This window comes from Streptomyces sp. DvalAA-14 (assembly GCF_900091855.1).
In the GTDB taxonomy this organism is placed as follows: Bacteria; Actinomycetota; Actinomycetes; order Streptomycetales; family Streptomycetaceae; genus Actinacidiphila.
In genome coordinates this window covers 1-14,946 of sequence record NZ_FMCH01000666.1, presented here as the reverse complement: position 1 = coordinate 14,946, position 14,946 = coordinate 1, and the positions used below count along the sequence as shown (strand labels likewise).

Genomic DNA, 14,946 nt, shown 5'->3' with positions numbered 1-14,946 from the left:
ATTAACCGGCACCCGCAGAGTTCGACGGTGCCGGCGCTGGGGGTACCCCCGGCCGAAGGCTGGGGAGTGTCCCAAACGCGTCGGCCAACGTCTTGACCATCGCGCGCAGCCGATCTGGACTCGCCGCAGCGAGATTGTCCTCGGTGAGGGCGTGCAGGGGCAGACTGTCTGGTGCGGTCATCGTGCTGATCTCCTTCGAGGCTTCGACACTTCGAAGATCAGCCGGTGGCCGTTCGTCTATGCGGGCACCAACCCGGACGCCGGGACAAACCCCCGGATCAGGTCCAACCCGCTACACCACTTCCAAGGAGGCAACCCTCGAAAAGGTTCGCAGGTGATGGTCGACGAGGGTCTGCCGGAGCCGGACCTGTTCGGCCTGGGAGACATCGACAGCTGGTGGTTCGCCAACGGATACCCAACCGCTCACCCTTGGATCTGGGTTTGCTCGTCTTTGTCTTCGGCGAGCCTGGTCCGCGCCTTCGCTCGGCTGTCGCTGCACCCACACTCGTGGTGTGACGCGCGCGAGGAGTGACGGAACGCCGTTGAGTAGGGATCTGCTGTACAAGATTTCGGCGACGCTCCGGCTCAATCCTCGCAGGGCTGGCTGGTGTTCGTTCCGTCGGGCAGTAGTTGGCGCTCGGGCTTGGTGAGGGGTCGGTGCACGGCGTGGCACAGGGAGGCGTGCCATTGGCGGGGATCGAGCGAGAGTGACAGTGACCCGGCGTCGGTGATGCCGACGGCTGTGTCGTCGTGGATCTGCCACTGCAGGTCATCAGGGAGGGTGACGTCGGCGATCTGCGTGGATGAGCCCGGGTGCCACACCTGCATTGTGTCGGCGCCAGTGGAGATCAGGTATCCGGCATGGGCGAATCCGACGAGGTTGAACACGTCGTGGGCCGGGACCGGCGTTCCCACAATGTCGAAATCCGGGAGCCCGAGGAACTCTATCTTCGTACCGATGCCGTCCTTGATGTCACGTAGGACGGCAAGTGTGTTGCCCGATGCGTCGAACACCTCGGTCTGATAGGAGCTCATGACGTCCGGGTCGGCCTGGAATGATCCGACCGAGCCGCGCTTGGTGAGATCCCACAGGTGCGTCACGCCATCCCGCCCACGTACAAGTGCCTGGGCCGGATGCCCGGGGCGGGGCACGACAGACGTCTGGTTGTCGGCCAGCCAAGCCAGTTCTGTGCCATGAGCAAGCGGTAGCGGGGATCCCAGCGGACGCCCGGTGGCCGGGTCCCACCGGGCCAGTTCTCCGGCGTAGACCGTGAGCACGCTTCCGTCGTCCGCCATGGCCAAGGTGGCGCGGAAGGCGGGGTGCACTCCCGGCGGTGTGGGCAGCCTGATAGTCCGCACCCGTGCGAGTCGCGGAGTGGAGTAGACATCCAGGGAGCCTCCGGTGCTGACGACGAGGTAGCGGTCGTCTGAAGTGAAGAGCACCTGTGACTGATACGCCGCCGTCACTATGTCCTTTTGTGTCGCTTCCGGGGGCGTGGCTGTCGTGCTGCTCGAAGTGTCCAGTAACCGGAGCGACTCCTCGCCCACGTCAGCGTCGCCGAACAGCCGGAATCGCCCATCGGCGCTGACGGGGAGGCCAGAAGCCATGGTCAGTGCCGGGTACCGGACGGGCCGCGTGGGCACCGGCGCGGTGAACCGCAGCAATTCACGGCCCTTGAAGGCGAGGATCCCGAGACTGCCGTCCGCGTGCGGGATCACCACGACGTCGGCGCTCTTGAGGTCGTCGTAGATCGGAGCGGTGACCCAGGAGACCAGGCCGGTTCTCAGGTCGACGACCTTGACCGTCGACAGGTCCGATTGACCTGTGGCCCTGTCCGTTTCGATGAGGGCGTACCGGCCGGTGCCGTCGAGTCCCACGTTCGAGCACTCTGTGGGGACCGTGCGCAGGACTGCGCCGTCCCTGGCGGATCGGATGCGCAGCATGTCGTCAGAAGCGCAGTCGACCACGGCTTGACCCTGTAGCCCGACAGCAGAGAGCGAGGCGACCTGGACCGGGCTGCTCTCGGCGCCGGTGCGTGGATCGACGTGTACGTAACTGTTGGACAGGCCGGTTTCCCGGAAAAGCAGCACCTGTCCCGGATCCTGGCTGGAGTCCACGGTGTAGAAGGAGCTGTGCCGCAAGGCGGTCTTCGAGATCAGGCGCCTGCTGGCGATGTCCCACGTGCCGAGCTGGTCGAGTTCGGTCCTCCCTTTGCCGTCCGATCCGCCGAAGAGGGCGGCCAGTTGGGAGCTGTCGGCGGAGAAGGAAAGGTCGCGGATATCCTGCGCCGGGTCCCAGCCCGCCGGGACGGGGAGTCGGGTCGGGTCGTCCGGGTGGCTCACATTCCATACGGTGAGACCCGACCGGTCGTCCATCAGGGCCACTTGCCGACCGTCCGGGCTGATCTTCACCAGGGGTTCGTGCTCGGTGATCGAGCGCGTCCGTGCGAAGGTGCGGACTTTCACGTGTCCCAGCAGATCAGTGAGGATCGAGACGACTCCCAGTTGGTCGACCATGACAGCCGACTTCCCGTCCGGCGTGGCCGTGAACAGCAGCGCGTGGTCGATACCCATTTCTTGGATCGCGTCCACGCTCCGCAGCCGCGCGTAGAGCTTGAACAGTGCGCCGTATGCCTCGGGCTGGGTCTTGTCGGTCTGCCATGCGGACAGGGCGAGCAGGGCGGCGGTTCCCGGGGCATCGTCGGCCCGGCGCTGGGCGTCCTGCCCGAGCAGGCGGGCTGCTTGGGCGTGGAGCTGGCGGGTGACCTCCTGGGTCCGGTTGTAGGTGAAGCCGGCCAGGGTCGCAGCGATCAGGGCCAGTATCGCCACACCGGTGGTGATGAGGCGCCCCCGCCGTGCTTGGCGTATGCGCAGCGTCAGGCTGGCCTTGATGTACGCCCGCTCGTCAGCCGTGATGTCCTGCGACCTCTTCGTGCTCCACGTCAGTGCCTCTGCCAACAAAGGATCCCGCAGCAGGGCGCCACTGCGGTGGCCGAACTGCTCCCACTGGCGCAGCGCCGCCCGCAGCCGTTCCTGCCAGTCCCGGAAGTCGCGGTCGGCGGCCAGCCATTCACGCAGCCGGCTCCAGCCGTCGATGAGCGCGTCGTGCGCCAGGTCCGCGATTTCGGCGCCATCCACCGCCTGGGCCGTCACGAGCAGTTTGCGGTCGGCCAACCGCGGTATCAGGCGCCGCTGGTCCTCGTCGAGTGCGTCGACGCGTACCGCCCGGCGGGTGAACCCTCCATCCTCCTCCGGGCGCGCGAGCTGGACGAAAAGACGCCCCGCAGGATCGCGTTCCGACGGCCGTAGGTGCTTTTCGTACACCTCCTCCGCATAGTCGGCGACGGCGCCCGCGACTCCGCCGAACGCGTCGTAGGCCTCGTGGGTGAGGAGCCCGCCGCGACGCCGGTCCCACAGTCGGGTGAGCGTGAACTCCACCATCGGCAGCCTTCCGGGCCCTTCGCCCGCGTCGTCCAGGATCCGGGCCACGAGGCCGGCCTCGTAGCCGACTCCTGGAGTGACCGCGAGCGGCGCAGTGATGGCCGTCCGTAGCTGCTCGCGTTCCATCGGGGCCAGGAAGGTGACACCCTCGTCCAGGGCATCGCGGTTGCGCTGGGTGAGCATGCGGTCCAGCGACCCGGAGCGCACGGTGAGCAGTGCCCGTACCGCCGTGGCCGCCGGCGCCTCGAGGGTCAGCACGGTGATCAGGTTCAGCAGTTCTCGTGCCGCGTCCTGGTCGGCGGTGACGATCTCCTCGAATTGGTCCGCGAACAGCAGGACGCCCCCAGGATGTCTGCGGCTGAGCCGAGCGGCGAGTTCGGCGTGTCGGCCTTGGGTCAGGTGCCCTGTCAGGGCCTGCTCATCGAGTTCCCCCGCGAGCAACGGCGCCAGCGCACCGGCAAGGGCCTGTGCCGGTTTCAGCCCCGGGATCGGGCGAAAGTCTGCCGCCACCCATCCCGCCCGGTTCAGCCGCGGCAGCAGCCCGGCCCGTACCAGCGAGGACTTCCCGCTGCCCGAAGGGCCGGACAGCACGACGACCGGCTGCCGGGAGGTGAGCGTCTCCAGGCGGGCGACCGCCTCGTCCTGGCCGCAGAACACCCGCTCGTCCTGCGCCGTGAAGGAGTTCAGCGCCCGGTACGGTGACGCGGGCAGTGCGTGTTCGGCCAGCTCGGGCCAGGCACGCAGGATCGAGGAGGCAGGCAGAAGATAGGCGGTGCCGGCGCGGCTGCCGAGACCGGCGGCTACCGCGATGCCGACGACGCCGCCGAGGTCGGTGTCCCAGACCGGGGAACCGCTGAATCCGCGCTCGATGGCCGGTCCCGCCTCGCTCTGCATCTGCACCCAACCGGCGCCCTGAAGCGCGCGCAGTCGGCCGGCAACCCACACGCCCCGGTCATCACCTGACGGGAAGCCGAACACGCGCACCGCGTGGTCCCACAGCTCGTTGGCCTCCACCAGCCAGGGAACCGCCGTCCCTTGCGGAGGCGTCTCGGCCATCCGCAGCAGTGCAAGGTCTCCCGTCTCGTCGGCGAGGATCGGCTGCCAGCCCGTCACAACGGCCAACCCTCCGCTCGGGCTCACGTCCCGTGGCGTGTCCGCCAGCGCCGACCCGATGAGGGGGAAGTCCACCCGCACGCTGCCCCGCGGCGGATCAGCGGACCGAGGGTCTGTACCCAGGGCCTGTGCCACCACGTGTGCACAGGTGCACACCAGGTCCGGCGCGACGAGGAAACCCGCGCCAACGATGGCACCATCGTCCGACCGGATCTGGACCATGGCGCCGAACAGCGCGGACGCATCGGCAGCCACGCCGGTCACCCCTCAGCCGCGCGGTGCCATTCCACCGAGACGGAAAAACTGGCTTCCGTCGCGGTACGAGCTACTACGACACCCGCATCGGCGGAAAACTTGATCCCGAAGTCCAGCTTGATGCTGTCGGGAGGGCAGATGCCGCCGCGCAATTGCTCGACTACCGTCTGCAGAGCGGGCCGGATGGGCGCCAGAGCCTCCTGCAAGGTGCGTCCCACCGCATTTGCCGCGTCCTGGGTACGCCCGGCGCGCGTCCAGCCGTTCTCATCTCGCGTATCGACCTCGACGTTCAGGCTAACGCCCTCGTCATCAAGCGGGATACTGACTACCTGCGGCATTGTCCCCCCAGTCTCCTGCTGCGTCGGTGCATCGCTGCATCGCCGATCGTAGCGACACATGAAGTAAGTGCGGACGACGTTCGAGAGTCCATCCAGGCAGATCTGGGCGTTGACCGCGGTCATCAAGGGACACCGCCGATGAGCAATGGCGTTCGGCGGTGGCCACGGACCTCGCCGGCGTAGGTGGATCAGTGGGCCAGGCCCGAAGCGTGGTCACCGCCTGGTCTGATCTCATGCCACGCGTGGATACCATGTCCACCGCCCTCGCCACAGCACCGACGCCCCTGCGGCCAGCGCTCGCGCTGATGCGCAGCGCTGCCCGGTCCGTGATCCGGAACCGAGCGGCAACCTCGCTGCTCGGCCACTCGTCCTCGACACGGGTCCTGTGACGTTCAGTGCGGAGTTGGGGTGCGACATGGCAAGGCCCCTCCTGGGCCGTTCGGCCAAGAGGGGCCAGCGGGTTGTGTTCAGGGTTCGAGCAGCGGCCCGAGGACGTGGGCGAACTCTGCCGGCTCGGCGCTTGCGCCGAGGTGGTTGCCGGGCATGTCGACCAGAGGTAGCTCCAGAAGTTCAGCGAGTGCTTGGGTCGCCCGGCGCGCCATCTGGTGATGGCTCAGCGAGCCGGCGCACAGCGTCACCGAAACGCGACGGATGGCCTCGATGTCGGGGACGTAGAAGACCGTGGGGCCGGCCATCCGTCCCAGGAAGTAGCGGTTCTTGTCGAGTTCCTCGTCCGGTAGCTCGGGTAGCGCCATATGGGCGGGAGGCGTCTGATCCGGTCCTGTGTGGTGGGCAGCGCCGCTGAGGTCGAAGAACTCCTGCACTGCCCGCTGCGGATCCGCCTCTGCAGCTTTGAACGCTGCTGCGGCTCGGCCAGCCAGGGCTGCGTCATCCAGGAGAGACACGAGGGGCGGCTCATGCAAGACGGCCCGGCCGACCACGTCAGGATGCTGCTTGCCCAGCTCCAGCAGCGTCACGGCACCACCACTGGTACCGACAAACAGGGCGGGCTCTCCGGTGAACCTGTCGACAAGTGCAGCAAGGTCCTCAGCAAGGACCTCGGGCGTGGGCGCAGCCATCCCCGGGACCGCGCGGCTGGCACCGATGCCACGCGGATCGTGTGTGACGACGGTAAACCGGCCTGCAAGCTCATGCGCCAGCGCTGCGAAACCGGCGCGCCCAGCCGGTGCGCCGACGAGGAACAGCAGTGGCCCCTCACCCTGGACACCGAAGGCAATCGTGCAGTCCGGCCGGTCGAGCAGGTCCACCGGACTCGTGATCCGATCAGTGAAGTCCGCGATCTTCCGAGTGATCACATCGAGCGCACGGTCCAGCTCCTCGCGCCTGTCGTGGACGCGACGGCGATGAGCCGTCAGCAACTCCACTCGGAGCCTGGCCGGATCAGTGACCTTGTCGTCGGCGCCTGTGAACTGCGCGATATCGGCCAGCGGCATCCCCGTCTCACGGAGATGAACCAGCATGCGGATCAGCTCGACGTCGGCCGTGGTGTATTGGCGGCGCCCCGCACTGTCGCGCCGTGGAGACGGTACGACCCCCTGACGTTCGAAGTACCGCAACGTGTCGGGTGCCAGACCGATCCACGCCGAGACGTCCGCGATACCGAACAGCTCATCTGCCTCACTCATGCCTCAAGCCTCGCCCCTGGACCTCGGTACAGGTCAAACGATCGTCAGCCGGCCGCGGCTTGGCAACCACCGCCCTGACCCCACAGCCCGGACCTCGGGCACCGGCAGCGCCCCGTGGCTGACGACAAGCTCCTCACCGTGCCCGAGGTCATGGCCCGCCTCAAGATCAGCCGGTCCACCGTCTACGACCTCATCCGCACCCGCCAGCCCCCACCTCGAACCGGAAGCCGCCGGATGCGTCCTGCTCGTGGGGTGGAACCTCACCGCCGTCGACAACAGCCGGCTCTTCCTCGGACACCCGAAGACGGGCTGGTGTCCTCCCCCGAGGACGGTTCCCCGCTGCGACCGCAGTCCGTACTGGTCGAGCTGCGCCGGCGCTCCGCCGAGCTCAATCTGCCCCGGATCGGGGTGCACGATCTGCGGCACACCGCGGCCACCATCATGATCAGCTCACGCGTCCCGCTCGCGGTGGTCTCCAAGACCCTGCGGCACTCGACGCTCTCCACGACCGTCAACCTCTCCGGCCACCTGCTCCCCCACGCCGCCCGAGACGCGGTCACCGCATTGGAGAAAGCTTACAAAAAGGCGGGCTTGGCGGTCCGGCGCCGACGGTGACGCCGCGGCGGCCTGACAGGCCCAGGCGGCGGTGCTGAACCGCACCCACCTCGCCGAGTACGCCGAGCACTACAACGCCGGCCGGCCCCACCGCGCCCTGGAGCGGCCTTCCCGGCACCCGGGGCCGCAGCCCGCGTGCCGGGGCTGGGCTGCGGCCGGATGCTCGATCCTCCTACCTGGTCAGGATGGTGCCGCTGCTGAAACTGTCGCCGCCCTCGCTCGACACGTAGTGCCAGCCGACGATGGTCAGACGGTTGCCGGAGGCCGCCACGGCCGTGACGCCCAGCGGCAGTTGCGGGTCGTTCTGGGGCAGTCCGAGGGACCCCCAGCTGCCCGTGGAGGTCAGGCTCAGACCGACGGCCCCGTCGTCGATGCCGCCCACGACGACGACTCCGCTCTTGCCGCGAAGGGCCACGGACTGCAGGGCGAACGTTCCCCGCGGCAGCTGCACCTCGGTCCACGAGGTGCCGTCCCAGTGCAGGGCAAGCCCTGCCGGGGTCTGCTTGTCGGTGTCGCGGGACCAGCCCACTGCCCAGACGTCATTCGGGGTGCGGGCGGCGACGTCGAAGAGGATCGCCGAGTCGGCGAAGGCCGGGGTCGGCGTGCGCTTCCACCGGTGCCCGTTCCAGTGCACGGCGACGGACTGGCCGGTGGCCTCGTCCACGCCCACCACCCAGACATCGTCCGGCGCCACCTCGTCCACCTGGTTCAGGCTCCAGTCCTGCGAGCCCGGGATCTGCACGGACCGCCACCGCTTGCCGTCCCAGTGCTGCACCACGGGGACGGGGGCGAAGGGATCCTCGATGTAGCCCTGTCCCACCGCCCAGGCGTCCTTCGCGGAGACCGCGCTCACCGACAGCAGGCTGGCCTCGATGGTTCCGGCCGGCAGGCCCTTGTCGGCCGTCAGGTGCCAGTGGCCAGCCGTGTACCGCCCGACCAGCACGCCCTGACCGTCCCCGCCCTGGTCGCCGACGAAGAAGGCCGAGCCGTCGGCGGCCGTGGCGATGTCGTTGACCCTGCTGTTCCACGCGCTGGCGCCCTCCAGCGGCAACTGCCGCCATGTGCCGCCCGCGTCGAGGTCGCGCTTGTACAGGGTCGGTGTGAACGAGACCCCCCCGTCGGGGTCGGTGACGACGGTGGCGCCACCCGCCCAGGTGACCGAGGGACTCTGCTGAGCCACACTCATCATCGAAACCGGTCCCGTTGGCGTCTCCACCCACGGCCTGCCCCCCACCGGCTCGGCCGCCGCCGACCCGCTCAGCGCCAACGCCCCTACCGCGGCTCCCGCCAATGCCACGGCGATCCCGCGTCTGACGGTCACTGTGCTCGCTGCCATCTTCCGTGCTCCCCCTTGATCCGTTCTACGATCCAGAGAGAAGCTGGCCGGCCCAATTCCGGCTGACCGCTCCCCCTCTTCCCCCCGGTGCCCGGTCGGCGCAAGGACGCGCCGTGCCGGTACAGGTAAAGAGTGCGGGCGCCGGAAAACGGTTGCATGTGAACTCCGTTGCAAACGAGGTGCGTTGAGAGTCGAACCCTCCACCCGTACCAACATGCAGCGTGACCAGGCCGGATGGTTTATCGGCACTCGCAGTGCCGGCGGGCGACCAGGTCACGGTGCCAGCGCAGGACCGTGTCAGGGCGCACCAGCAGCCGCATACGCCGAAGAACATCCTTCGGGGAGCCGTGCAGGAGCGCTGTCAGGAACGCTCGATCGCCCGCTGTGAAGCTGACGCGCTTTCCGTTCAGCTGCCGCTCCAGCACCACGATCTGGTGGCGCAGGGCCAGGATCTCTGTGTTCTTGTCCTGGCCGGTCATGGGTAGCAGGCGCAGCGTCGCGCAGGCGTTCGTCATGCCCAGGTAAGCGGGTTTCCACAGCACGAGCGATCATCAAGCCGAGGTCATCGGCCGCCCCGCCAGAGCCCCCGGCCCTCCCGCGGAGGCAGCAACTCGCTGATCAGGTGTAACCGCTCTGACCAGAGTGGATGAGGTAATCGGCAAGGACGGGTCGCGCACGATTGCCCGTGTCCGACCCGTCCCCTGACGGCCCGTCAATCTCCGAGAGTCAGTATCCGAGGGCGCTCAGGAACTTGTTGGTGTACTGGAGCGGCGTGGTGCTGGGGACCGAGTCGCACGTAGGCGACGCGTACGAGGCGGAGCAGGGCGTGTCGCGGTCCAGCGACCAGTAGTGCAGCCCGGCCAGGCCGTTGCTGACCGCGTACGACGTCAGCGTGCTCACGTCCGCGACGGTGAAAGTCTCGCTGGTCGCATCGTTCATGCCGATCATCGGAGTGACGGCGATCTTGCTCGCCGGGACCCCGTAGGTGTGCTCCAGGTTCTTCACCGCCTGGATCGCCGACTGCGCCATCTGGCAGCTGCCGGAGGAGACGACGCACACGCTGCTGGACGCGTTGCCGTAGTCCATGGTCATCAGGTTGATGACGTACTTCTTCAGGCTCGAGCCGAGCAGCGCCCTGACGACCGTGTTGCCGAGCGAGTTCACACCGCCGTAGCTGCCGTCGGACGCCCCCAGCGTGGCGAGGGTGAACGAGAACTGCAGGTTCGGGTACTGCGCCTGCGCCCCGGCCGCCGCGGCGACCAGGTTCTGGATGTCCGACGCAGACTGGCCGCCCTCGATGTCGAAGTCGACGCCGACCAGGTTCGGGCTGGCGTAGCGGGCGATGAACGAGTCCATGCCCGCCGTCGAGCCGCAGGTGAAGGTGCCGGCCGCACCGCCGGTGGACACGACGTAGTTCAGGTTGGCGGCGTGGAGCTGCGGCACGTTCTCGGCGGCCCAGTTGGCGCCCGACACGCCGCCCCAGTTCTCGCTGCCGCAGGCGCCCGTGGCGAACGCGACGGTGAGCGCGGGCAGCTTCGGGAGGTGCTGCGACACCAGGCTGCCGGAGCCCACCACCGGCTGGACGGAGCCGGCCGCGGCCGACTGCATCTGGTAGGTGTTCCAGTTCATGTTGATGGTCACGTCTTTGTACGGGCTGAAGAGCAGGCCGCTGGCGGAACCCGTCCCGCCGCCGCCCGTTCCGCCGCCCGTTCCGCCGCCCGTTCCGCCGCCCGTTCCGCCGCTGGTTCCGCCGCCTCCGCCGGTACACGCGCCGTTGGACGTCCACGGCTGTCCCGAGCCGCTCCCGCCGTTGCTGGTCGCCGGGTCGTTGCCCTGGGTCCAGTAGTTGGCGGTGTAGTTGGTCCCGTTCTCACTCGCCTGCTGACCGGCGGTGTAGACGGTGCCGGAACTCCACGCCGAGGCGCAGGTACCGGCCGCTTGGGCGCTGGGCGCCGAGGCCACGGCGAAGGCCACGCCGCCGATCGTCAGCCCGAGCGCCGAGCCGGCGACCAGAGCTTTGCGCAGAATCTGTTGCCCGACTCGCATGGACCCTCCAGGGGTGAGCGGAGCTCCTGCCGTCCCGGCCTCGCAAGGCGACGGACGACAAGGCACCCGCTGTGTATGTGGGGGAAACGGAGTGGTCTGGACCAGCTAGCCGATTGGTCCAGGCCAAGTTATAGGGGTGGCGAGCCAGCCAGTCAAGGCCTCACGCCCCGCTGGCTCCCATCGCCGGCAATCCGGTCGCAGCGTGACCGGGCGGCCCCTCGCGGTCTGTTCATCCCGGGCAGCCCTGCCGTCCAGGACAAACGCGAGGGCCGGCGGACCGCGGCACGGCCTGGTCAAGACCTCTCACGGCAAAGACCGTTGCAGTATCAGGCGTGTTTCTTATGGCGTGATCGTTCGGTGAACGGTGCGTGACGGATCTGGTGGAGCGGCTGGTGCCGGATGAGTTGTGGGTGTTGTTCCGGCGGGTGGTGCCCCCGACGGAGGTGAAGCGTCCGCAGGGTGGGGGTCGGCGGCGTGCGGGTGACCGCGAGGCGTTGGCTGCGATCGTGTTCGTGGCTACCTCGGGGTGCACCTGGAGGCAGCTCCCGCCGGTGTTCGGGCCGAGCTGGCAGACGGTCTACCGGCGGTTCACCCAGTGGAGCCGGGCCCGGGTCTGGGCCGGCTCCACCGCGCCGTCCTCGACGAGTTGGGGGCCCGCGGCGAGCTGGACTGGTCGCGTTGCGCGATCGACTCGGTCAGTCTGAGGGCGGCAAAAGGGGGCCTTTGACGGGACCGGATCCGACCGACCGCGGCACATCGGGATCGAAGATCCACCTGATCACCGACCGGGACGGACTGCCTCAGCCGAGATCGTAGGAATCGCCATAAGAAACGACGTCTTAATGCCTGGCCGGCTGCCGATGAGGACCGGTCAGGCCGACGTCATCCGAGCGGGACCCGCGCCGGCCCGAGGGCGTGCCGTCCAGGTGGACTCCGATGCGGCGGAAGGTCCGGGCGTTGTCCTCGAACAGATGCGCCTGCATGCCCGCCGCCTGAGCCGCCTCGATATTGACCGCGACATCATCGATGAACAGGCAGTTTTCCGGCCGCACGTCCAAGCTGGCATATGCGGCCTCGAAGGCACGCACGTCGGGCTTCTCGATGCCGAGTTCGTGCGAGTAGATGATCCGCTCCACCAGCTCGTCGAAGTGATACAGCGCGGTCTCTCGCTCCCGGGCGCCAACGAAGCTGTTGCTCAGGATGCCCAGCCTGCAGGTTCCCCGCAGTCCTCGCACGTAGTCGATGAGTTCTACGTTCGGAGTTCCCAGATACTCCCCCCAGAGATCGCCCATAAAGGCTTCAACCTGCGGCGCGTCGAGACCCAGACGGGCCGCCACCTGCTCGCTGACCTCTCGCTCGCTGATGCTCCCCACGCTCCCTGCCCGCCACACGTCGTGCATCCGTTCATGCACAGTGCCCTGTGGCAGTTCCAGCCGTTCCTCCCACCGCCGCACCCATCCCGTTTTCGGTGTGAGCTCCAGCACGCCGCCGATATCGAGAATGACGCAGGTCACCGACATGTGAACTCCACTTCCTCGTCCTGACCCTGACGAGCGAGCACGGACCGTCCGCTCATGTGGTCGAGAGACAGCGTCTTGTCTCCCCCTGGGGCAAGGTCAAGCGACCCCCGGAGCTTGCGGCAGCCGTGTCGCAACCCGGCCCTTGCCGGTCCCGTCAGGTGTGTTCGGGTTCGGTCCGGGTCGGCTCGTCGTCCGGACGTTCGATGGCGGACAGGTCGGGGCGCCGTCCGGTGAGGAGAAGGCCGCACAGCAGTACCGTGCCGACGGCGAGCCAGACGAATCCGAGTCGCTGGGCCGCCACGTCGGCGTTGACCACCACATAGGCCAGGATGCCGAAGCCGATCACGGGCGCGATCAGGTGATGCCAGTACCTGCGGCTCCTGTTGCGGATGAAGTAGTGCGTGACCACCGCCACGTGCAGGACGAGGAAGCCGGTCAGCGCACCGAAGTTGACGAGGGTACTGAGCAGCGTGATGCCGTCGTCGCGGGACGTCATGTAGAGGCCGAGCCCGATCGAAACGGCCGCGGTGAGCAGCGTGGCGTTGACCGGGACGCGGTTCCTGGGGTGCACCCTCGCCAGGAACGAGGGCAGTTGGCGGTCCCGGGCCATCGCGTAGAGCAGCCGGGATGTCGCGGCCTGTGCCACCAAGGAGTTCGCGAAGCCCCAGGCGAGTGCGGTGGCCAGGGCGGTCAGGGTGGCCAGCCAGTCGCCCGCCGCCGTACGGGAGGCGTCGTAGAAGGCGGTGCCGTCCGGATCACCGTCCTTGATCAGGCCCGCCGGGTCCGTCACCAGCAGCGAGGCCACCCAGGTCTGCACGATGAACAGGGTTCCTGCCAGGATCAGCGCGGCGACCATCGCCCGTCCGATCGCCCGCGCGGACTCCTTGTTCTCCTCGGCCAGCATGGAGATGCCGTCGAAGCCGAGGAAGCTCAGCGCGGCGATCGACACCGCACCGAAGATCAGGGACCAGGAGAAGGTCCCCGAGTCGTAGAGGGGCTCGAAGCTGAAGCCGCGCCCCTTCCCCTGGCCGAGGGCGACGATCCCGATGACCAGGAAGATCGCGAGGACGACCAGTTCGCCGAGAAGCATGACCTTGTTGACCCTCGCGGTCATCTCGATACCCAGGTAGTTGACCGAGGTGTTGAGGAGCACGAAGCCGATCAGCCAGATCCACACCGGGATCGACGGGACCAGCGAGTTCATCGCGATACCGGATATCAGGTAGAGCAGGCTCGGGATCAGCACATAGTCGAGCAGGAGCATCCAGCCGGCCAGGAAGCCCACGGGCGCCGCGATCCCCCGCCCGGCATAGGAGTAGACGGAACCGGCCATCGGAAAGGCCCGGGACATCTCGGCGTACGACCACGCGGTGAACATCATCGCGATCATGCCCACCGCGTAGGCCAGGGCCACCATGCCGCCGGACCCCTGGAACACACTGCCGAAAATCCCGAACGGCGCGATCGGCACCATGAACACCAGTCCGTAGACCAGCAGGTCCCTGAAGCTCAGGGACCGGTGCAGTTGCTGCTCGTAGCCGTACTTCTCGATGCCTTCTCCGCGCCCGGTGCCTGGTAAGTCGGTCATCGCGGTCTCCTTCGTCGAGCCCGGGAGCGGGAACGGGCCCTACGAGCTCCTCGCTCCGAACAGCGCCTGAGCCTAGGGCGCGGAGCTGTCCGCGGATAGGTCCGCTCACCACCGGTGATCCACGCGGGCGACTGGCTGGACGCTTCCGCCCCCGATCTGCTGGAGACGCCACCACGCCGGACCGCACTCGCAGGCCAGCCACCCATCAGCCGGTCCAGCACGCCGGCCGCACCGACATTCCGCTGACCGACGCGGGCGAGAGGGTGGCGCTGGCGCTCGCTCCGAGGCTGGCCCCACGCCATCCGGTGCCGTGTTCACCAGCCCACTGAGCCGCGCGGTGGCTACGAGGGCCTGACCGTGGCGCAGATCCAGCAGACGAGGCCGGGTTGGGACCTATGGCGGGACGGTGTGATTCCCGGCGACGCCGCTCATCCGGGCGAGCAACTCCAGCAGGTGTCCGCGCGCGCGGACGCGGTACTCGACCGGATCGGGCCACTGTTGGGCGACGGCGATGTCGCCGTCGTCGCGCACGGTCATCAGGCGCGCGTGCTCACCACGCGTTGGGTTGGCCTCGACGCGTCAGCCAGTCGACTGCTCGGCCATCGGGTCGGAAGACCCGATCATGCCGCCCGCGCAACGCGACGCGTTCACCGCCGAGATGCAGACCGCGGGCGTCGACTGGCGCCTCACGGTCTACGGCGGCGCCCTGCACGCCTTCCACCACCCGCCGGTCGACCACCCCGTCGTCCCCGGCGTCGGCTACCACCCGCGGCACGCCCAGCGAGCCTGGCGCGACGTCGTCGACCTGCTCGCCGAGTGCCTGCCCGTGACGGAGGATGACCTCGGTCAGTCGATGCCTTCGACGATGCGGAAGTCGCGCTCGACGCCGTCGGAGAGAGCGACCAGAGCCTCCTGATAGGCCGCACTCTCGTGCGCCGCGACGGCCTGTTCGAAGCTGTCGAACTCGATCAGGACAGTGCGCTCGGCGATTCCAGCGTCGTGGGCGACGATCTGACCGCCACGGACGAGGACCCGCCCGCCCCCGGCC

General features: G+C 68.3%; 11 protein-coding genes and 3 pseudogenes. 5 read left to right on the top strand and 9 right to left on the bottom strand.

The window, feature by feature from the left end; genetic code table 11:
- Positions 1-334 precede the first annotated feature (334 nt).
- Positions 335-532, top strand: coding sequence for a hypothetical protein (locus GA0115240_RS35320; RefSeq protein ID WP_093743246.1), 198 nt, complete (start codon positions 335-337; stop codon positions 530-532).
- Between the two features lie 53 nt (positions 533-585).
- Here the strand turns inward: GA0115240_RS35320 and GA0115240_RS35315 are convergent, their stop codons facing one another.
- The 3 genes from GA0115240_RS35315 to GA0115240_RS35305 form a co-directional block, all read right to left on the bottom strand.
- Positions 586-4,809, bottom strand: a complete 4,224-nt coding sequence (locus tag GA0115240_RS35315; protein WP_141709082.1) for an nSTAND1 domain-containing NTPase — start codon at positions 4,807-4,809, stop codon at positions 586-588.
- 5 nt (positions 4,810-4,814) lie between these two features.
- Positions 4,815-5,270 (bottom strand): CU044_2847 family protein, encoded by a 456-nt coding sequence (locus GA0115240_RS35310; protein ID WP_202452070.1) that lies wholly within the window; start codon positions 5,268-5,270, stop codon positions 4,815-4,817.
- A 344-nt stretch (positions 5,271-5,614) separates the two neighbouring features.
- The gene (locus tag GA0115240_RS35305; RefSeq protein WP_093743242.1) at positions 5,615-6,793 is read right to left on the bottom strand and encodes an alpha/beta fold hydrolase; all 1,179 of its coding nucleotides are present in this window, start codon (positions 6,791-6,793) and stop codon (positions 5,615-5,617) included.
- Positions 6,794-6,907: 114 nt separating this feature from the next.
- Between GA0115240_RS35305 and GA0115240_RS35300 the strand changes: the two genes are divergently transcribed.
- Positions 6,908-7,408: a tyrosine-type recombinase/integrase gene (locus tag GA0115240_RS35300; RefSeq protein WP_256070222.1), complete on the top strand. Its 501-nt coding sequence runs from the start codon at positions 6,908-6,910 to the stop codon at positions 7,406-7,408.
- A 172-nt stretch (positions 7,409-7,580) separates the two neighbouring features.
- On the opposite strand, the gene GA0115240_RS35295 is transcribed toward GA0115240_RS35300, so the two are convergent.
- The 3 genes from GA0115240_RS35295 to GA0115240_RS35285 form a co-directional block, all read right to left on the bottom strand.
- Positions 7,581-8,588: a hypothetical protein gene (locus GA0115240_RS35295; RefSeq protein WP_141709081.1), complete on the bottom strand. Its 1,008-nt coding sequence runs from the start codon at positions 8,586-8,588 to the stop codon at positions 7,581-7,583.
- Between the two features lie 395 nt (positions 8,589-8,983).
- The gene (locus GA0115240_RS35290) at positions 8,984-9,286 is read right to left on the bottom strand and encodes a hypothetical protein (RefSeq protein ID WP_093743237.1); all 303 of its coding nucleotides are present in this window, start codon (positions 9,284-9,286) and stop codon (positions 8,984-8,986) included.
- Between the two features lie 184 nt (positions 9,287-9,470).
- Positions 9,471-10,790: a carbohydrate-binding protein gene (locus GA0115240_RS35285; RefSeq protein WP_093743236.1), complete on the bottom strand. Its 1,320-nt coding sequence runs from the start codon at positions 10,788-10,790 to the stop codon at positions 9,471-9,473.
- Positions 10,791-11,158: 368 nt separating this feature from the next.
- Between GA0115240_RS35285 and GA0115240_RS35280 the strand changes: the two are divergent.
- Positions 11,159-11,591, top strand: a pseudogene (locus GA0115240_RS35280) (IS5 family transposase); the annotation flags it as partial.
- Between the two features lie 38 nt (positions 11,592-11,629).
- Here the strand turns inward: GA0115240_RS35280 and GA0115240_RS35275 are convergent.
- The gene (locus GA0115240_RS35275; RefSeq protein ID WP_107407270.1) at positions 11,630-12,310 is read right to left on the bottom strand and encodes an HAD family hydrolase; all 681 of its coding nucleotides are present in this window, start codon (positions 12,308-12,310) and stop codon (positions 11,630-11,632) included.
- 154 nt (positions 12,311-12,464) lie between these two features.
- Entirely contained in the window at positions 12,465-13,898 is a 1,434-nt protein-coding gene (locus GA0115240_RS35270; protein WP_093743234.1) for an APC family permease, read from the bottom strand.
- 357 nt (positions 13,899-14,255) lie between these two features.
- Between GA0115240_RS35270 and GA0115240_RS38980 the strand changes: the two are divergent.
- Positions 14,256-14,438 (top strand): annotated as a pseudogene (locus tag GA0115240_RS38980) (histidine phosphatase family protein); the annotation flags it as partial.
- 28 nt (positions 14,439-14,466) lie between these two features.
- A pseudogene (locus GA0115240_RS35260) lies at positions 14,467-14,814 on the top strand (dienelactone hydrolase family protein); the annotation flags it as partial.
- On the opposite strand, the gene GA0115240_RS35255 reads toward GA0115240_RS35260, so the two are convergent.
- Positions 14,745-14,946: DUF1330 domain-containing protein (locus tag GA0115240_RS35255; RefSeq protein WP_107407271.1), on the bottom strand; the 202-nt coding region annotated here is incomplete at its 5' end. The pseudogene GA0115240_RS35260 and the gene GA0115240_RS35255 overlap by 70 nt on opposite strands.